A 20005-nucleotide genomic window follows, 5' to 3' on the forward strand; every position below is an offset into this window, starting at 1 on the left:
ATGCTCCTGTGGATAAAATCTGGAAGTTAATAAATTCTCATTCCTTAGTGAGTCGGTTACATTTACCCTGAGAGATATAACTGGTTTAGGGAAGAGAAGTAAGTTGTCCTACTTCTGTACCCGAACTCACCTCTATTTTTGGTTTACTAACTCTAGCAACTCTAACTCTAGGAACTCTAGGTGTAGAATCACTATTGAATCGTAAACCAAAAAACTAGAAATCAATATCCTCAAACACTATAGCAATCATATAAACTTACCAATTGATGAAAATTAAACATTACTTACTGACTCCTATGCTAGTAGTAAGCATGGCAGTTTTATCTGAAAAGAGCTTTGCTTTTGATTTTAAATTTAGTTCAAATGAGACAATTTTATTAAATGAGGAATTTGATGAAAAAGGAAAGTGGAACCTACCTCAAGCACTTAGTATTGAATCAGGTTATTTGGCTTTTAATACTACAAATGCAGATTTTCAAACAGCATCGCTTAACTTACTAGATTTAGGAATAAATCTTAATCCTAGCAATGGTCCAATTAATTTTTATTGGAGTGGAATGTTTCCACAGAATGCAAAACGAGAGCAAAATGCTTACATTCCAGCATTAGAATATGCGGATAATCCACCTGTCTGTTGGAATGGAAAAGGCAATGAAATGGCTAGAGTTTTTCTGGCTATAGAAGATTCTTCTTGTGAAGAACTTGAATTACCAGCTCGAATTACATTTGATTGGGAGACAAGTTCAGCAGCATTTCATTTAGCAGAGTTTTTTGATGCAACAGCAGGTACACCGTTGAAAGGTACAGGTTTTTTTGACTACAATCCTAACGTTTCTTTTCTTGGTGATGAAAGCAATGAAATTGATCCTGATGATGTACTGTCTAATATTTTTCCAGGAGCTTTAGACCTAACATTAATCAGTAATGGTAAAAAAGCGACATTTAATTCACGCACACCTGAAGTTAATAGAGGTGAGGTATCAAGTGGACTTGACTTTTTTTTACCTGAAGAAAACTCTAATGAGAGTCTATCGTATTCAGCAAGTGGAGCATTCGGAAATACATCATTCTCTAGTTTGAGTGAGGGTCTCATAACAATTGCGAGTATTGATTTTGAAATATCTGGTGCTAATACAAAGTGTGGTCAACCAACAGTTAGTCCCCCTCTGCTACCTCCCGCTGAATGTTTGGCCTTGAATACCATACAAGATTTAGGGCAAGAAACTCAGGTGTCTGGATTTATTGACACATTTCAAGATTTTGCTGGAAATTGCCCTGAATGTGGTATTACTGAGTTAAGTTTTTCTAGCTTAAAATTAGAAAAATTTCAAAAAGTTGATGAAAATGCGGAACTTAGAGCTTGGTTACGCCCCAATGCGTTTACAAGACTTTATGCAGATCCGGATTTTACTCCAGGTGTGGAACCAGAACAGCGTGATAGTTCTGAGTTTCCTTTTGTCACCTTGGATAGCCAACCAAATTCTCAAACAGAGTACCGTATGCGAATTCAGGAAAAAAATCAGAAGGTTGAGGTCGAGCTTTTCTTTTTGAATAATGATGAATGGAAGTCATTAGGTGAATCTTTAGTAGTAGATTCATCGCAATGGAGATATGTTATTGATCAGAAAGTAGAGGAAGAGGCTAACTATTTATATGGCATTGAAGACCCTTTATCTTTTGAATCAATTAATATTTTCTTAAGAAATGATAGGGGGAACCCAGACTTAAATGCTACTACGAAAATAGATGCTATTGCCCTTACTCAAGAATCTGTTCCTGAGCCGACCTCAATCCTTAGTTTCCTAGCCCTTGGCACTCTTGGTGCAGCCTCAATCAAGCGCAAACTGAAGCCCTCAAAATCTATAGATAAAGAGGTAGAAAAAGCATCGTAAGCTAATTTGTGGTAAAAATATGCAGAAAAACGGTTACATCTCTCAGGGTAAATGTAACCGTTTTTTGTTGTTGCACAATAGAGGATGATATTCTATAATTTTATTGAGAGATGGATTGTCCTTATTGTCAAAGTCATAAAGCAGTTAAAAATTGTCATGGTCAGGGAAAACAGAGTTATCTATGCAAAAAATCTCCTGCAAAAAAGACAATAAAAAATCAATCTATCCGCCAAAAATCATCAACAAACTGACCAGTTACATCCGTATTCCGAAAATAATTAGTGCGAATTAAAGGACTAATTTTATTCTCAAAAAAATTAATTTCTTGAATAACATTTTTTGACATTAAATAATCCACACTCCAAAAAGTTAGAAAAGCTTCTCTTGTAGATTCAACCCCCACTCGTTCTCGTATTCGTCGTTGAATTTTGGCAAAAGTGGCAAACTTATTACCTGCTATAAATGGGTCATCTTCTATTAAGGCCACACTCTTACTGCGTCAAGAAGTTAATAAATCTTTTGTAGTTGGGTCTAGGAGTCCTTTTTCTGGTAGTTGTGCCACCAATTGATTCACAGTAACAAGATAATTATCCGTCTGAATATTAGGTTCTATACCTTTGATTGGGTCATAAACTCTAACAACAGCAGGCAAATACCTAAAATAAATGTCCCGTAACGACACATAACTAATATTAAATAGTCCTAGAGTAAGATTCAAAAGAGCCAATAAAGCGATCGCTTTTGCCCATAATGGCACTTGCTGAGAAGGTGGGGAAACTTGAATATCGTCAGTTAAATTAGCATTTGACATAATTATTATGATTAGGCATAAATTAGGCATAAGTTTAGCAATACCAGACTTATAGTTCAATTTAGGCTATTTACACTCAGTCCAAGGAAAGAATTAATATAGAGATATAGCACTACGCAAATAGGTTAGGAGAATTATAAACACTCAAATTCAGTTAAGGATAACTTCTGACTTCTGACTTCTGACTTCTAACTTCTGACTTCTAACTTGCGCGTAGCTCTATAGTTGCCGAATCTTTTTAATACTTAATAATGAGCTACTGTTTAAATCCTCAATGCCCAAATCCTCAAAATCCTGAAGAAACATTATATTGTCTAGCTTGTGGGTCAAAATTATTGCTCAGAGAAAGGTATCGCCCGATTAAACCTATAGGTAGGGGTGGTTTTGGTAGAACTTTTTTCGCTGTAGATGAAGATAAACCTTCTCACCCTCCTTGTGTAATTAAACAATTTTTACCTCAAAATACTGGCGACCCAAAAAAAGCTGCCGAGTTATTTCAACAAGAAGCAGTTAGATTAGATGAACTTGGTCAACATCCACAAATTCCAGAATTATTAGCTCACTTTGAACAGGATAATAATCAATATTTAGTACAGGAATTTATTGATGGTTCTAATCTTGCTCAAGAGTCAACAAAAATAGGTCCTTTTAACGACGGTCAAATTAAACAAATATTGAATGAATTATTACCAGTTTTACAGTTTATTCACGAACATAAAGTAATTCATCGGGATATCAAACCAGAAAATATTATTCGTCGTAATTTTCTACCACAAACTACAGGATGGATGACTAATACAAATCGATTAGTATTAGTTGATTTTGGTGCAGCTAAAGTTATTACTGGAACTGCTTTAATGCAACCTGGAACAATAATTGGCAGTCCGGAATATGTCGCTCCAGAACAAGTAAGAGGTCATGCTATTTTTGCTAGCGATATCTATAGTTTGGGGGTGACTTGTATTCATTTATTAACTCAAGTATCTCCTTTCGATCTATTTGATGTAATGAAAGATAAATGGGTGTGGCGAGATTATTTGAATCAGTCTATTAATAGTATGTTAGGCAGAATTCTTGATAAAATGCTGGCAACTAACCCCAAAATGCGTTATCAGTCTGCTGCTGAGGTAATGAAAGAATTAAACTCAGAACAGAAACTCCCTACTCTCCCTAATATTTCTCCACCCACACCGTCTCCCACCAGAAGACCAACACCATCTCCTACCCCCACCCCCACTAGAACACCAATACCTACATACACACCAATTCGACAAACAAATAATTCCATAACTGCACCACCTCATATTATCCAACCGACAGTTCTACCTCAACCACAAAGGTCAACTTGGAAATGTGTATCGACCCTGACCGGACATTTTGACTCGGTAAATTCAGTAGCATTTACTCCGAATGGAGAAATTTTAGCTAGTGGGAGTCGAGATAAGACTATTGAAATTTGGGATATGAACAAAGGTAGACGTTGGTATACCCTGACTGGTCATGGTGACTCAGTACAAACTTTGGCATTTAGTCCGAATGGAGAAATGTTAGCGAGTGGGAGTCGGGATAAGACTATTGAAATTTGGGATATGAATAAAGGCAAACGCTGGTTTACTCTCATCGGTCACTCTGACTGGGTGGATGCAGTGACATTTAGTCCAGATGGTCAGGTATTAGCGAGTGGGGGGAGAGATAAGGCAATTGAAGTGTGGAATTTACAGAAGGCAAAGCGGTGGTTTACTCTTGTTGGTCATGAAGACCGGGTTTATAGTGTTGCTTTCAATAAAGATGGTGAGATATTGGCAAGCGGAGGTCGCGACCAAACAATTAAAATATGGGATTTTCAGAAGGCGAAAGAGTTGTTTACAATTAAAGGCCATTCAGACTGGGTGCGATCGCTTGTTTTTAGTCCAGATGGCGGCACATTAGCTAGTGGTAGTAGGGATGGCACGATTAAGTTATGGCAGGTTTATGGAGGGGAACTTATTTCGACACCTATACAGAATTTGAAATATGGTATGAGCGATGTTTTGTCTGTTGCGTTTAGTCCAAATGGAAAAATAGTTGCGGGTGGGTATCGCAATGGGATTATTAATTTATGGGATGTGACTACGGGAGAATTGTTGGAAACTCTTAAGGGTCATTCAAGTGATGTATTTTCGGTGATTTTTAGTCGGGATGGTAAGAGTTTAGCGAGTGGGAGTAATGATAAGACGATTAAAATATGGCAGGTTCCTGGGTAATATAGCACTACGCGCAAGTTAGAAGTTAGAAGTCAGAAGTCAGAAGTAATCTCTGACTAACTTTGAGCATTTATAAATGTCCTAACCTATTTGCGTAGTGCTGTATAGCAGGCAACAAGCAAGAGTGGGAAAAGTATTTCTCTGTCTTACGGTTCATTATCAACATAAGTCCTAACTAACTCATTCCTTGCTATATCATGTTCAGTTGAATACTTATTTTCAGGTAGCAGCTAAAACAGGAGTAGAGTTCAACAATTAATAATTAACAATTACCTATTATTAAAACGAATTAAGATTGATGCTTAAGGAAAAAAAATTATTTTTTATCCTTAATTGAAGTTGTTTTAAACCTTGATTATTCGCTAAAATACTTAGTCTTCTGTCTTATACTTAAACATGAAAAATTTATCTATAAATTAAAGACTACTTATGGTAGATACAGCGGAATTAGTAACACTTTTGGCTCGCTCCTTGCCATCCTTAATTAAAGGAAGTGATATCAAATCCGGTTGAATACTTACTATATAGTTGAGAGTACGGGAGTGGGGGAGATTAGATAGACATCTCCAATAATAAAAAATCAAATCAATTATCGTGCAGAAATTATCAATTATTTCCCCCTCCATACCTACTCCCTATCCGTGGAAGAGATGTCTAATATTGGAGTAATTTAAGAAATTATAAACAGATATTATATAGCCCGATTCTATGTGCAATTAACCGGATTTGATCTGAAAAAGTAAGTGAACGGCTTTTGCGAGAAGTTGGTAAGGATACATGGCAAATAGCAAAGGTTATTTGAGAAAAATTATGGCCAAAAATAGAGTCTAAAGAAGCAGTAGAAGACTTTGCTAAAGAAGGTAATGATAAAGATGCAGAAGCAGCTTTCAGACGACAATTGAAAAAAATACTGGAGGCTGATGAAATCCTAGAAAAATAAGTAAAAAAATTAATGGAAGAAAATAATCCTACTTCTACAAGGATCAATGTTGAACAGACAGGAAATTTTAATCAAACAGCAGGAGACAGCGCAAAACAAATTGGTCAAATAGGTTCAGCACGCGATATTACCATGTAGATAGTTAGCATAAATAATGTCTGAGATTAATCAAAATGCTGGCGATAATTCTAATCAGATTGGTAGCATTAATAAAGCAAGAGATATTTACATCGGCTGTATTCTTCGTCAAGGAAATTTAGATGATTCAACTTGGCGCAGACTAGGGGTTTTATTTTTTCTTATATCAGTATTTTTGTTCTCGCTATTCATGGGAGGAGTTAATCTTATTCCTTTTATTAATATTGGTTTTCTTAGCTTTCCATTTGCGGATACTGGTAATTTAATTAAGTGTTGCTGGGGAGGAAGTTTTGAAAATAAAATTAATCATTATGCACAAGGGGAGTTACAACGTAAAAAAAGAAAGAATAATGATCGTAGCAACAAAGAAGATCTCAAAAACCTAAACAATAAAGTTTATGTATACTGGCTTTGTCTAGAAATTATAGATAGACTTGGTGGTGGTGATTTTGAGGGACATAGAAGAATATTTGAAACTATCGATCTCTTGGAACAAAAAACAGTAGAAACTTTAGAAAAACTTCCCAGGAAATACAAAAAAATTTTCAACTTTTACAAAACTAAATTAATACCAAATAACTATGTAGAAATCAACAAAATTATTAGTGAAATATATCGTAAAACAAAAAAAACTCCAGGTATAGAATACGAAAATATTTTGAAACAGGTGGATCGAGAAATCGAAAGTAATTACACAAAAATTTGTCCGTCTATATTGAAAAATTTGTATACCACAAGACAATTAATTGAGATATCTTTAGCTTCAGATATAAGAAACAAAGCAGAAAATAAGTATATTTGGGATGTAAAGTATACAATTTATCATTACAGTAAAGACTGTCCACATTGGAAAGCATTAATGTACGACTATTTAATTAATTATGATGCACAACGTGAAATAATTGTTAGGGAAAACGAAGATGATATTCATAGGGAAAGTGAATTACGCGACCAACAAATAAAATCATGTCTCAGTTGTGATGGTAAAGAAGATAAATAAAACTACAAAGGTAAGCATTTAGCCGTCAGCCATCAGCTATCAGCTATTGTGCTTTTAGTTTAGGGTCTTAGGGTCAAAGCTGTATTAACTGTCTTACTAAAAAAGTTGCCTCCTTTACCCTTAAAGTAAGTTGTTAATTGAAACACTGTCCTTAAAGATAGAGTCTTGTTGCTGATAGCTGACAGCTAATAGCTGTTTGCGCAGCAGTCCGCAGGAAATGCTTATATCATGTCCGGATAATTAGTTATAAAAAAACTTTCTCTTTCTTCTCCTGTTGTTCTTCTTCCTTCCCTCTTTTCTCCTGACTCCTGACTCCTGACTCCTGACTCCTCCGCAGTTATTTATTTATCACTGTTTAACGGGACATGATATTACCTACAAAGTGTTTATTTTTGACAATAAATCACTAGACTAAAAATCTATGTAAGTTTTTCTTGTTTGTTGTTATCAATCAATAATTCAGCTTATATAATAAAGTACAATACTGCATTTCAATATATCATCATATATTAAAGGAAAAAAATGCTGCTAGAACTCAAAAGATTAACCGTACCACCAGGGCAAAAAGTGTTACTAAAAGATGTAAGCTGGCAAGAATTTGAAGAAATTCTCACAGACTTAGGAGAAAGTCGTGCTTCTCGAATAGCTTATGCAAATAACACTTTAGAAATTATGAGTCCATTACCAAAACACGAACTTAGCAAAGAAATTATTAGCGACTTAGTAAAAGCACTTTTAGAAGAACTAGACAGAGAATTTTTAACTCTAGGTTCCACAACTTTCAAAAATGAGCAAATGGCAAAAGGTATAGAACCAGACAATTGTTTTTATATTGAAAATGAAGCTAAAGTTCGTGGGAAAGAACGTCTAGATTTAACTATCGACCCACCGCCAGATTTAGCTTTAGAAATAGATATAACTTCTCGTACTCATCTGAGTATTTATGCCAATTTAGGAGTAGGGGAACTTTGGCGATTTGAAAAAGGAAAATTACAAATTTATGTGTTAGAGAATAACAAATATATAGAATCAGAATTTAGTCCTCATTTTCCAGATTTGCCCTTAACTGAAGTAATTCCAGAATATAGTATTCGCTGTCAAAATATGGGCAGAAATCAAACCATGAAAACTTTTCGGAATTGGGTGAGAGAACAAATTATTAGTTAGTTTTTGGAATAGAAAAATAGTTACAGCAGATTCCAACTACATAAAGTAATAAAGTACAGATGTTAACAATTAAATGAATGTAAGTGCAGGCATCTTGCCCGCGATGGGTGTACCTCACCAAAGTGGAATCCGCTGTATTTATACTATTGGTAAATTAGATATCAGACGCACCAAAAAGAGTTAAACATGATCCAACAGCCTAAACCTCAATATTCTCTAGCCTGGATTGGCAAAATTGCTGAAGTCCCTAAACCAGAATGGGATGCTCTGGCCCAACCTTTAAAAACTCCCTTCCTAGAATGGGACTGGCTGCATAATATGGAAACTTCTGGTAGTGTGGGTGGTAGAAGTGGATGGCTACCGCAACATTTAACAGTATGGCGAGATAGACAACTAATAGCAGCAGCTCCACTTTATATCAAGGGACACAGTCAAGGTGAATTTGTTTTTGACCATCAATGGGCCGAGATAGCTTACCGCTTAGGTATTGAATATTACCCGAAGTTATTGGGAATGTCGCCTTTTACTCCTGCTGAGGGATATAGATTTTTAATATCGCCTGGGGAGGATGAGGATGAAATGACAGCTTTGATGGTCAGGGAAATCGATCATTTTTGCGATCGCCATCATATTTCTGGATGTCATTTTCTCTATGTCGATCCAGAATGGCATCCTGTACTGCAACGTAATGGTTTTAGCAGTTGGCTACACCATAGTTATATTTGGCAGAATCAAGGTTATCAAACTTTTGATGATTATCTCAAAGTATTTAATTCTAATCAACGTCGTAATATTAAGCGGGAACGTAAAGCAGTAGGAAAAGCTGGTTTACAAATGCAGACTTTCACTGGGGATGAAATACCGAAAGCTCTGTTTTCTAAGATGTACAGTTTTTACGAGAGTACCTGCGATAAATTTGGTTGGTGGGGTAGTAAATATTTGACGAAGCGATTTTTTGAACAATTACATCACGACTTTCGCCATCGAGTATTATTTGTGGCAGGTTACAGTGAGGAGGACGACCGCTTCCCTGTAGGAATGTCGTTTTGTATTACTAAGGGCGATCGCCTTTACGGTCGTTATTGGGGCAGCACTTACGAAATAGATTGTTTACATTTTGATGCTTGTTATTATGCTCCGATAGAATGGGCGATCAACCATGGTATTAAGACTTTTGACCCTGGTGCTGGTGGGCGTCATAAAAAACGGCGTGGTTTTCCAGCAACACCTAACCATAGTATGCACAAATTTTACCATAATCGTTTGTCAAAAATCTTCTTGTCCTACATTGGGCAAGTGAATGAAATGGAACAGCTAGAAATGGAGAGAATTAATGAGGATTTACCTTTTAGTCATGGTAATTCTTAATGGGACTTACACAAAATAAAGCCAGAAAATAGGATCAAATATAGATGGGCAGAGGATTTGATGTCAAAAAGGTATAAATCCTGAATAAGCACGGGTTCTAGCCATTTTTAAGGCATCGACGTAATTCCCTTGTCTAGACTGACTTTGAAGCATTATTTCTACCAAAAAATGTTTAATATCATGTCCGGTAGCATCGGTATTGTAAGCGTAAAAGTAAGGAAGAAGGAAGAGGGAAGAAGGCTTAAAAGCTTGGAAAAACGTAAATTTCCTGTAAATATTCACCCTTGGTTTTACACAAACGATAAAGTGCGGACATGATATAACTACCATTAACACGTAAGAAAAAAGGGGATGGAAGAAAAAAGAAGGTAATAAATCAAGCAATTATGATCTCAGCTATCAGCAATTATTAAATACCTAAAGGTAAATACCTAAAGGTTGTAAGTAGATCGGAACTTCAACTAAAAAACATCTTCCTTCTTTCTCTCAAGTTTGGCAAAGTTAAATTTTATCTAGTTATATAAAATACGAAAAATAATGCTAAAATTTCACAAAAACTGAAAATTGAGTGAGACGAGATAGTAAAATAACAATTTTATATAAAATACTTTTAAAAATAATATTCGCTACACATAAAACGTTTTTGGAGGTAGCTTAATATCTGATAACATATCCTTTATAGATGTTTATTGTAACAGTTTTTGAATATTTTTATCAGTTAAATCGTATTTATTAGCAATAGTAGTTATCGGTTTTTTACCTAACTGAAAAATCACATTTTTATGAAAATTCTCTACTTGAATCAAGGTCGGATATTCAGAATTTCGTAATATCTAATAACCATCTGGATGTTGAATCCAATGCACCTGTGATTTTAGTTGCATATATTTGAGTTATACAGATAAAAATTTGAGAAGGATATTGTTCAGCAAACAAAAAGGTTTTTGACAGAAATTTTTACAACATAAACCATATTACACGATCCTTGTAATGAATATTGTCGATGATCGACAAGGTTTAAAAATACTTTTGTCGATTATTGCGTATGTCGCAATAATACAAAATAATACAAAAAGAATTCAAAATTGGTGATTCATTAAAGAGCGATCATTCTCTCTTTTATTGCGTATGTCGCAATAATACAAAATAATACAAAAAGAATTCAAAATTGGTGATTCATTAAAGAGCGATCGCGTCAAAACCTTAGAAGCAAATATCTGTCAAGACAAGAACCCCACCTCAAATCATTGTCAGTAAATAGGATAAAACAACTCTATGATTTCCATAAAAAAACTATCCATAGCTTGCCTAGGAGCAACAACTATCGCTTTAGCAATAAACAAACCAGCAAGCGCTAGCGTCTTTTTCAACTCCGATACAGGTCACTACTACGAATATGTTCCAGGTGAATATACTTGGAACCAAGCAAAAGCTAGTGCTGAAACTCGCTCTTATAATGGTTGGCAGAGATATCTGATATAGCAATGAGCGCTGGTATGTTTACATACTACACAATACTTGACAAGCAATACAAACCATGCTAGATGACTGATATTTTTTATTTGCGATCGTATCCATTCTGCTATTGCTGACACTACCCCTCTCGCGATCGCGAGAGGGAACTTGATTTAACAGACAACTAAAAAATCACATTCTTGTGTCAAAGCGTTCGCGAAGCGTCTCCTCTGGAGAATCGTCTCCAAGAGCAACTACATCAATTATTCGTATCGCATATCTTTCACCACTACGGAAAAACTTGAGGATTTTCAATTGACTGCTGCATCCACACAACCTCTAAAATCCTCAAATTCCTTGAGTCTTTGTCTAATCCAATTTTTGAGTACAAACCACCAATGTTCTATCTTGTTCAAATCTGGCGAGTAAGGTGGTAAATACCAGATTTCACACTTGGCTTTAGCCACTAATTCTTCAATATAAACTGATTTATGAAACGTTGCATTATCCAATATGATTGCCTGCCCTGGTTGTAATTTTGGTAGTAAACAATTTTCCAACCAGCTCTCAAACAAATCACGGTTACAACTTCCTACAAATGTTAAAGGAGCAAACATTTTTTCTTGATTTATAGCTGCAATCCAACTTACTCTCTCAGTTCTTTTTCCTGATTTCATACCTGGTACTCTTTTTCCTTTAACTCCATAACCATCAGGATAATCTTCCCGATTATCTATACCAGCTTCATCTACATAAACAATATTTTTCTTGTCCATGTGATTTAGTTTAAAGATAAATTCTTCTCTTTCTAGTTCGTCTCTTTCTTGATAACCATATGTTTTTTTTTACGAGTAAAGCCAAGTTTTTTTAAACCTCTACTAATAGTAAAACGACTACAGTTTCCCCATGTTGCAGCCATTTGACGCATGAGTTTGCTCGTGATTAGCCTGAACAAATTTTTCAAATTCTTCCCAGTCTTTCATTTTAGATGTCTGAGGAGGAGGTACACTGACTTTAGCCACTGTTGAACCTGTGCTTAAATATCGATCTCGCCATTGATGAAGAGTAGGCCGACTTATATTAATAAACGACTCACATGACTAATAGACATACCATTAATCATAAGATTAAGAGCCCGTTCACGCAAATCTTGACTGTAAGGATGTACCATAACACTCAAAATGTATGAAGATAGAAGTTTCTTAAATTATAAACTGTAAATTGTCAATACCTAAACACACATCCCTAAAATTTTAATGTTTGGCGATCGCCTAATTTATGTATGAAAAATGCAAGTCATGCAGCAACTACAATACTACATCAACCCTGTTGATGTAGTATGTAAAGATGCCAGCGCTCATTGCTATAACCATCACCTCTGAAGCAGAACACAACTTTATTATTTCCAACATCGGTATACCCACAGAGCATTTCTCTGCACAAGCAGGTGGATGGTTAGGTGCAAATGACACAGCAACAGAGGGGACTTGGCAATGGGTAACCAGTCCGGAAGCGGGAACAGTCTTTTGGCAGAACGGCACACCAAACTATTGAGGGCGTATTCGACTACAGGAAACCCCATGGAGGAGGCTTAAACCTTAGCGAAATGAGATTAAATTTTGCCGACGGTTCCACAGAATTTGCCAACCTAGTTGCTGATTTCACGACCCTCGGAAACATAGTCAAGGTAAAATATTTTATCTCCTAAAGGTCAACCTATTTTTAAATAAAATTCACTCAATTAAATAAATTGGGTGTTATACCAATTTGGAAAAAGATTGTTACAAATAATAAGAGCAATTAAAAGACTTTATAGGAGATGTCCACTGGACTAAAAATATAAATTCCGACCTAATAAATGGTATTAAAGCTATTTATTCTGACTCCTGACTTTAGGAAATTTATCACTTAAAGAGCAATCAAATTGAAGAAGGAGACAGGAGACAGGAGACAGGAGACAGGAGGAAAATCACATGGGGATTCGCTCCCCCAAGTAATTTTGAACACCCCCGTTGACGGTGGGGTATTAAACCCACAAAGAAAATGATAATAATGATACCAAAATACAGCTACCTCCTAAATAACTCAACGCTTTCTTACTTCTTGCTTCTTACTTCTTCCTTCTTCCTTATTCAATTACAAATATCTCTGAAAAACTTCTTCTCAATAAGTTCCCCAGCTTTAATAGATTTCCGCAGCCAATTTAATTCCAAATCTAATTTTTCTGTTTCAGTTAATTCCCAATTATTATGCTGTCGTCGCAAACGATTTGTCATATCATATAAACACAAAGCAACACTAACTGAAATATTAAAACTTTCACTAAATCCCTGCATTGGAATTTTTACCGATACATCTGCATTGTTTTGAGCATATTCTGACAACCCATTAATTTCCGAACCAAACATTAACGCTACTTTTGTATTTACAGATAATTGTTCAACAGTTATTTGCTTTGTATGGGGGGTTGTTGCTGCTATGATATAACCCTCACTTCTTAATTTTTTTAAACATTCTTGAGTATTATTTATGCCTTTTTGATTATAGCGGTATAATGTTAACCAGCGGTCTGAACCAACAGTAACACCTTGAGTAATTGTGAATATATTTTTGTTCTCTATAATATGCACATCTTGTACCCCAAAACTGTCACAACTTCGGAGTACCGCACTAGCATTGTGGGGTTGATAAATATCTTCTAAAATAACAGTAATATGACGGGTTCTTTGCTGCAAAACAGATACTATTTTTTCCCAACGAGCATGGGTAACAAATTGACCTAAATAAGTAATTAATTGTTGTTTTTCTTCTAATTGCATTCAGGATTAATCTAATATTTATATTTACCGAAAAATTAAGGTATAAAGCCTCTCCATTCATAGATAAAAAATAAAAACAATCCTTTTAGCCAATCCTCTTATTTACAAGAAATTGTTAATTATTAATTGTTGAAAGAGAAACTGCTACTTTCATCAATCGTTCTTGACCTTAAGTTTCTCTTTGTGCTTTTTTTTAGCTAATAAAGGTTCTTGCATTATTTCTTTTAAAGTTGGCTTGGAAGCATAAGGTTTTACAAGTTCTTCTAGAGGCATTTTCCTAGTTTCATTACTATTAACATTAACTTGATAAACAATATTATTATCAACATCTAATCCTGTTAGCCATCCACTACGAGGATGATACGCACTCGTGTCAATATTTAGCCAACCTGCCCCACGAACTAACTCTCCAGGCTCAACATTATTAAAAGTAAAAGTTATAGTATGACCTATAATCATTAACTTATTGGGAAAGTAAGGTTTTTCAATACCATGAAATTCTTTGCGAATCCAACAATATTCATGATAAGTTTGCTTTTGAATAGGTAGTTTTGGATTTACCCCTGCATGAACTAACCAAATATCTCCTAAGTCTAGATATAGAGGTAGTGATCGAATCCATTCTACATCCTCATAAGGCATAATTCCTTGATCTCTATAACTTTCTACCGTTTCATTCCCTCCACTGTAAAACCAAGCTTCCCATGCTCCTTTTTTGTCTGCTTTATCTGAAAGAGCTTGAATCATCATTTGTTCGTGATTTCCCTGGAGAGACTGATAGGAGCTATTTCTGACAAATTCTATTACTTGGGAGCTTTTTGGGCCTCGATCTATTAAGTCCCCTAAAAAATACACCTTTTCATTTTTTCCAGGGGCGATCGCCTCTAGCAAAACCATTAGACCATCATAATGCCCATGTACATCACCAATTATAATACGTCTCTGCTTCATTTTTACTTCTAAAGATTTCCTACAATATCTAGTTTTTTTCTATCTACTTTATTGCATTAAGTAAGGCAAAAAAGACTTTATTATACTAAATTTTAATGTCAGAAAATTTAATTAAAACATCTAATATATTATTCCCTTTAATTTGTATCTATAATATCACATAGTTTCTGAGGTCAACCGACCCTAATTTTTAGGCAAATCCAGAATTTAGCTAATTTGAAACAAATTGTAGCTTCGAGTAAAATTGGGGTCGGCATACCTTAGACGAAAAATACTTTTAGTAAGTTCATGTCTGCGGAAAATTTAGTTACTTAAAGCACGCAGGAATTTTTGAATTTCAGTTAAAAATCCTTTCCGTTTTGGTTTAGTAGTAGTTTGCTCAGAAGAAGCAGAGCTATCTATTTTAACTGTAGTAGTAGCTTCAGCTAAAATCATTTCCACAGTATCTCCCATTGGTTTCTCAGATCGCTCTGCAATTAATTTATATTGGCCATTTTCCTCCAGCCAAACTTGCCAGGGAGAAGGATAACAACGGTACAATGCAGCTTCACCAAAAGACTTGATATAGTAACAAGATTCAATAGTTTTAAGAAATCTTTCCCGGAGTTGACGTGCTGCATAACCAATTCCCACGATAGATACATCCTCTAATCTGGGAATTAACATCACAACTGGGCGATCGCCTGCCAAATTACACAATCTTTCGGCCTGGGCCACTTCTACAGAAGAAAGGGCAACTAACAGAAAAAATTCGTCTTCCGGTGCAATTTTGCTATCAACTGGAGACCTACTCGTACCAATATCTTCTACTTTGACTTCAAAAGGGGCATCTTGCCAATCTCGTCTTGCCAATGCTGCAGCACCAGTATCAGGAAAGAAGACTTTTGGTTGAATGCCTTCTTCAAGTAAAGCAGGAATAAATTGTGCTGCTAGAGATTGAGCTTGAAGTTCAATTTCTGGAATAACTATTTCGATTTGGATTCTACTGTAACCATCCTGGAGAGCTGCCTTAGTAGCTTCTATGGCTTGAGTAAGTGCTTCATCTATGTCATTGGGTAGTTTATTCATCTATAAATATTGATATGTCTCAACTATACTGTAATTTATAGAAGATGTTCAACAATCTTCAGTATTTTTCATAATAAATAAAAGTTGAACAAAAGGAAAATATGAGACATCCATTTGACAATGACCTAGAGACTCTTGAGTCTTTACAAAAAAGTCAAGTTGAACCTAACCCTAATACTCGTAATGACTCTTTTCAAACTATAGCAACAACTTTAGCTATCGGAGAAGAAGGTGGTGACATAACAACAGCTTTTGATGATTCAGAAAATGGTGACGATCCTATAGCAACAACTTTAGCTATCGGAGAAGAAGGCGGTGCCAGTGAAGCTATAGCAACAACTCTAGCACTGGGAGAAGAAGGTGGTAATCTTTCTGTACCTACGACTGAAGCACTGGGAGAAGAAGGTGGTCTAACTCCCATAGTAGTGCCACCTGGAGAACCCACAACTAGAGCAGTAGGAGAAGAGGGAGGTTTTGCTACTCCTATTAATAATGAAATTCTTACTCAACCAAACTCCGAAGAAGGTTTCGCAACAACTCAAGCAATAGGAGAAGAAGGTGGTCTTATTCCCATAGAAGTACCACCCGCAGAACCCACAACTAGAGCAGTAGGAGAAGAAGGTGGCGCGACTCCTATAAGTAATGAAACTCTTACTCAACCAAGCTTTGAAGAAGGTTTCGCAACAACTCAAGCACTAGGAGAAGAAGGTGGTGTCACTACTTTGGCAATAGGAGAAGAAGGCGGTTTTCCTGCTCCTATTAATAATGGAACTTTCACTCCAGTAGGTTCGGAAGAAGGAAGAGTAACTACTTTTGCAATAGGAGAAGAAGGTGGATATTTTAATGAAGAGATTTATCGGCAATCTTATCCTGATATTGATGTTGCTATCAACAGAGGACAATTTAGTTCTGGTTTAGAACATTACATTCAGTTTGGACAATTTGAAATTGAACGCATTGGTTTTTTTACTGACAATGATAGTAATGATATTATTAATGCTTTCGGCAACAATACCAGAATTGTTGGTGTTAGTGTTATTGGATATGACCTCATCAACGACCGAGTTATACCTAGTGATTTGGGAACGGGAGAAATTGATATATTAGTTGGTAGTTCGGGAACAGAAGGAGTAGATCAATTTATACTTGGTTCTTCCCCAGGGTCGCCTTTTTATCTTGGTTTTGGTGATTTAGACTTTGCTTTAATTCAAAATTTTGATGTTCCTTTAGACCGAATTCAGTTATCAGGAAGTTTGAATGATTATCGTTTTGAAATAGTTAATAATTCAGTTAATATATCTACTGTATCAGGAGATTTGATTGCCATCATAGAAGGTGTTTCATCTCTAGACAATTTAAACCTTAATTTTATTTAGTTAATAAATGGGAAAGCTATTGGTAGTAGACTGTTTCATCTTAAATGTTGCATTAGATTCAATTCAAAAGTCAAAAGTCAAAAGTCAAAAGTAAGAATTTTCAAGTTAAAATAATGCACCATTTTAGCTGTGTCAGTCCAGTAGGGTGTGTTAGCGGCAGCGTAACGCACAAAACCCTATATATTGTCAGTGCGTAAGTCCTAATTTAGTTAATCTAGTTAATTCAGACAAAGTAGACAAAGGGAGAAAGCGAACTTGTAAGCAGAAATATATTCAAATTCATAATATCTACCCTTTTTTCTCCCAAGTCTTCCTTATTAGACATCTCCAAAAATCAAAAATAAAGTCAATTTTTATCCAGAAATAATTTTTCCTCCCTGTTCCCTGTTCCCTGTTCCCTATTCCCTAGCGCGTAGCGCGTAGCGCCATATAACTTTAATGAATATTTTAATCCTGGGCAATGAAGAAGATATTCATGCTGCCCATCTCAAAAAGTCTCTCACAGAAAAAGGTATAACAGTTGATTATTTAGATACTCGTTTATTTCCCACTAAGTTAAAAATCTCTTGGCAACCTATTACTCACACAGGATGTTTAACATTTCCAGATGGCAGAAAATGGAATTTAGCAGATATAAATAAAATTTTTTGGCGGACTTTTGCCGGGGTCAATGTTCCGAAATTAACCGATTCATATCAGGAGAGAATAGCAGTTAATGATTCGATGGGTTTATTACGTTCTTTTATGCGGTCTAAACCCGATAAATGGGTGAATAGTTGGGAAGCTTATGAATTTCATAAAGAAAAACCATTACAGTTAAGTTTAGCTAATAAAATAGGTGTGACTATTCCAGCGACTCTTATTACTAATAATGCTGATGAAATTTTTGAATTTTCTCAAGCATTTAAAGATGTAATTTTTAAACCTGTTTATGGTGGTTCTCATACTCAACTTTTAACGAAAGAACATCTAGAAATTAATCGGATGAAATTAGCATTAAGCATTTCTCCTGTAACTATCCAAGAATTTATTCCCGGTACAAATATTCGTAGTTATGTGATTGGGGAAAAAGTTTATTCTGCTGAAATTAGAAGTAGTTCCTTAGATTTTCGGGAAGATAAACGAGCAAAATTAATCTATTTAGAAACACCAGAAGATATCAAAGAAAAATGTTTAGCTATTACTAAAGCATTCGGATTAAAATGGACTGGTATTGATTGGCGATTTAAACCTAATGGAGATTTTGTTTTCCTGGAGGCGAATTTTAGTCCGATGTTTCTTCATTTTGAAAGGGAAACAGGTTGTCCGATAACTGAGGATTTGATTCAATTATTAACAACTTAACTAGCTATTAGCTATCAGATATTAGCTATCAGCTTAAAAATTTGTGTATAGATAATGGTATCTGTTCGTAGAACATTCCGGACCGAAACGCTTTTTAAAGTTAGGCAAGAATATTTATAATAAATATAATTGTTATATATAAACAAATTCATATAACTATCCTTAAGGAGTTGATAATGTCTGTACAATTATTGCGACGACTATTTACTGTAGACCAGTATTATAAAATGCTGGAAGCAGGAATATTAACTGAAAATGAACGAGTAGAACTAATCCGAGGAGAAATTGTCAAAATGTCCCCCATTGGTATTCATCACGCAAATTGTGTGGACAATCTTACCGAACTGTTCATTTTAAGTTTAGCAAAAACTGTTACTGTGAGAGTTCAAAATCCTGTAAGATTAAACGATAATTCTGAACCAGAACCAGATATCGCTTTGCTGCAACGACGGCAAGGATTTCGTCGCACTCAACACCCTCAACCAGAAGATATATTTCTCCTTATAGAGGTGTCAGATACAACAGTTAAATATGACCAAGAAGTAAAAATTCCCTTATATGCTGAGAATAATATTGTTGAAGTTTGGTTGGTAAATCTTCCTCAAAAATGTCTGGAAGTTTACCGACAACCTACTGCGAATGGTTATGAGATTGTGCAGACTTTTCAACGCGGTGAAACTGTGGCAATTCAAGCTTTGCCTAATGTAACTTTTACTGTTGATGAAATATTGGGAGATTAATACAAACTTTCAACATTAATTACTCAATACTATATAAATTTATTCTGTTCTGAGTATTAGTAAAAAAAGCTTTGAGCTATAACTAAAAAATAGCTGAATGCTGAATGCTGTTTGCGCAGCATGACCTAGGAAATGCTTAATACAATTATTCTCAAGGAGTTAGTAATGTCTGTACAATTATTGCGACGACTATTTACTGTAGACCAGTACTATAAAATGCTCGAAGCAGGAGTATTAACTGAAAATGAACGAGTAGAACTAATCCGAGGAGAAATTGTCAAAATGTCCCCCATTGGTATTCATCACGCAAATTGTGTGGACAATCTTACCGAACTGTTCATTTTAAGTTTAGCAAAAACTGTTACTGTGAGAGTTCAAAATCCTGTAAGATTAAACGATAATTCTGAACCAGAACCAGATATCGCTTTGCTGCAACGACGGCAAGGATTTCGTCGCACTCAACACCCTCAACCAGAAGATATATTTCTCCTTATAGAGGTGTCAGATACAACAGTTAAATATGACCAAGAAGTAAAAATTCCCTTATATGCTGAGAATAATATTGTTGAAGTTTGGTTGGTAAATCTTCCTCAAAAATGTCTGGAAGTTTACCGACAACCTACTGCGAATGGTTATGAGATTGTGCAGACTTTTCAACGCGGTGAAACTGTGGCAATTCAAGCTTTGCCTAAT

At 35.4% G+C, this 20005-nt stretch carries 19 protein-coding genes and 2 pseudogenes; 14 read left to right on the forward strand and 7 right to left on the reverse strand.

All coding sequences use genetic code 11. From position 1 onward, the window contains the following. Positions 1-266 precede the first annotated feature (266 nt). Together F6K18_RS22490 and F6K18_RS22495 are read left to right on the forward strand one after the other, a co-directional pair. The gene (locus tag F6K18_RS22490) at positions 267-1892 is read left to right on the forward strand and encodes a PEP-CTERM sorting domain-containing protein (protein WP_287524315.1); all 1626 of its coding nucleotides are present in this window, start codon (positions 267-269) and stop codon (positions 1890-1892) included. Positions 1893-2002: 110 nt separating this feature from the next. After that, a pseudogene (locus F6K18_RS22495) lies at positions 2003-2083 on the forward strand (IS1 family transposase); the annotation flags it as partial. A gap of 26 nt (positions 2084-2109) precedes the next feature. Here the strand turns inward: F6K18_RS22495 and F6K18_RS22500 are convergent. Further along, complete coding sequence (locus tag F6K18_RS22500; protein WP_287524242.1) at positions 2110-2379, reverse strand: hypothetical protein; 270 nt, start codon at positions 2377-2379, stop codon at positions 2110-2112. A 12-nt stretch (positions 2380-2391) separates the two neighbouring features. Continuing rightward, positions 2392-2703 carry a hypothetical protein gene (locus F6K18_RS22505; RefSeq protein ID WP_287524244.1) on the reverse strand — a complete coding sequence of 104 codons (312 nt, stop codon included), beginning with the start codon at positions 2701-2703 and terminating at the stop codon, positions 2392-2394. Positions 2704-2954: 251 nt separating this feature from the next. Between F6K18_RS22505 and F6K18_RS22510 the strand changes: the two genes are divergently transcribed. The 6 genes from F6K18_RS22510 to F6K18_RS22535 all read left to right on the forward strand — a co-directional run bounded on the left by F6K18_RS22510 (position 2955) and on the right by F6K18_RS22535 (position 11041). Next, a complete protein-coding gene (locus F6K18_RS22510) occupies positions 2955-4946 on the forward strand; it encodes a serine/threonine-protein kinase (RefSeq protein WP_287524246.1) in 1992 nt (663 codons plus the stop codon). Between the two features lie 952 nt (positions 4947-5898). After that, positions 5899-6024 (forward strand): hypothetical protein, encoded by a 126-nt coding sequence (locus F6K18_RS22515; protein ID WP_287524247.1) that lies wholly within the window; start codon positions 5899-5901, stop codon positions 6022-6024. Between the two features lie 16 nt (positions 6025-6040). Further along, positions 6041-7024 (forward strand): hypothetical protein, encoded by a 984-nt coding sequence (locus tag F6K18_RS22520; protein ID WP_287524249.1) that lies wholly within the window; start codon positions 6041-6043, stop codon positions 7022-7024. A gap of 522 nt (positions 7025-7546) precedes the next feature. After that, entirely contained in the window at positions 7547-8191 is a 645-nt protein-coding gene (locus tag F6K18_RS22525) for a Uma2 family endonuclease (protein WP_287524251.1), read from the forward strand. Between the two features lie 186 nt (positions 8192-8377). Next, the gene (locus F6K18_RS22530; protein ID WP_287524253.1) at positions 8378-9559 is read left to right on the forward strand and encodes a GNAT family N-acetyltransferase; all 1182 of its coding nucleotides are present in this window, start codon (positions 8378-8380) and stop codon (positions 9557-9559) included. A 1275-nt stretch (positions 9560-10834) separates the two neighbouring features. Then, positions 10835-11041, forward strand: coding sequence for a hypothetical protein (locus F6K18_RS22535; protein WP_287524255.1), 207 nt, complete (start codon positions 10835-10837; stop codon positions 11039-11041). A gap of 165 nt (positions 11042-11206) precedes the next feature. On the opposite strand, the gene F6K18_RS22540 is transcribed toward F6K18_RS22535, so the two are convergent. Beyond that, positions 11207-11329, reverse strand: a complete 123-nt coding sequence (locus tag F6K18_RS22540) for a hypothetical protein (RefSeq protein WP_287524257.1) — start codon at positions 11327-11329, stop codon at positions 11207-11209. Beyond that, positions 11326-12185: pseudogene (locus tag F6K18_RS22545) on the reverse strand (IS630 family transposase). The gene F6K18_RS22540 and the pseudogene F6K18_RS22545 overlap by 4 nt, the downstream one beginning before the upstream one ends. A gap of 176 nt (positions 12186-12361) precedes the next feature. On the opposite strand from F6K18_RS22545, the gene F6K18_RS22550 reads away from it, so the two are divergent. Beyond that, positions 12362-12568 carry a hypothetical protein gene (locus F6K18_RS22550; RefSeq protein WP_287524258.1) on the forward strand — a complete coding sequence of 69 codons (207 nt, stop codon included), beginning with the start codon at positions 12362-12364 and terminating at the stop codon, positions 12566-12568. A 370-nt stretch (positions 12569-12938) separates the two neighbouring features. Then, positions 12939-13061: a hypothetical protein gene (locus F6K18_RS22555; protein WP_287524260.1), complete on the forward strand. Its 123-nt coding sequence runs from the start codon at positions 12939-12941 to the stop codon at positions 13059-13061. 85 nt (positions 13062-13146) lie between these two features. On the opposite strand, the gene F6K18_RS22560 is transcribed toward F6K18_RS22555, so the two are convergent. From F6K18_RS22560 to F6K18_RS22570, 3 genes are all read right to left on the reverse strand, one after another. Next, positions 13147-13833 (reverse strand): RNA methyltransferase, encoded by a 687-nt coding sequence (locus F6K18_RS22560; protein WP_287524262.1) that lies wholly within the window; start codon positions 13831-13833, stop codon positions 13147-13149. A 153-nt stretch (positions 13834-13986) separates the two neighbouring features. Then, on the reverse strand, positions 13987-14784 hold the full coding sequence (locus F6K18_RS22565; RefSeq protein WP_287524264.1) for a metallophosphoesterase family protein: 798 nt from the start codon (positions 14782-14784) through the stop codon (positions 13987-13989). A gap of 303 nt (positions 14785-15087) precedes the next feature. After that, a complete protein-coding gene (locus F6K18_RS22570; RefSeq protein WP_287524265.1) occupies positions 15088-15852 on the reverse strand; it encodes a DUF1995 family protein in 765 nt (254 codons plus the stop codon). Positions 15853-15953: 101 nt separating this feature from the next. On the opposite strand from F6K18_RS22570, the gene F6K18_RS22575 reads away from it, so the two are divergent. The 4 genes from F6K18_RS22575 to F6K18_RS22590 form a co-directional block, all read left to right on the forward strand. Further along, positions 15954-17228: a hypothetical protein gene (locus F6K18_RS22575; protein ID WP_287524267.1), complete on the forward strand. Its 1275-nt coding sequence runs from the start codon at positions 15954-15956 to the stop codon at positions 17226-17228. A 438-nt stretch (positions 17229-17666) separates the two neighbouring features. Further along, positions 17667-18572, forward strand: coding sequence for a hypothetical protein (locus F6K18_RS22580; protein WP_287524268.1), 906 nt, complete (start codon positions 17667-17669; stop codon positions 18570-18572). Between the two features lie 176 nt (positions 18573-18748). Then, the gene (locus F6K18_RS22585; RefSeq protein ID WP_287524269.1) at positions 18749-19312 is read left to right on the forward strand and encodes a Uma2 family endonuclease; all 564 of its coding nucleotides are present in this window, start codon (positions 18749-18751) and stop codon (positions 19310-19312) included. Positions 19313-19444: 132 nt separating this feature from the next. Next, the coding region (locus F6K18_RS22590) for a Uma2 family endonuclease (protein WP_353735138.1) at positions 19445-20005 on the forward strand (561 nt) is incomplete at its 3' end.

Origin of the sequence: Okeania sp. SIO2C2, from assembly GCF_010692625.1 — a bacterium.
Taxonomy (GTDB): domain Bacteria; phylum Cyanobacteriota; class Cyanobacteriia; order Cyanobacteriales; family Microcoleaceae; genus Okeania; species Okeania hirsuta.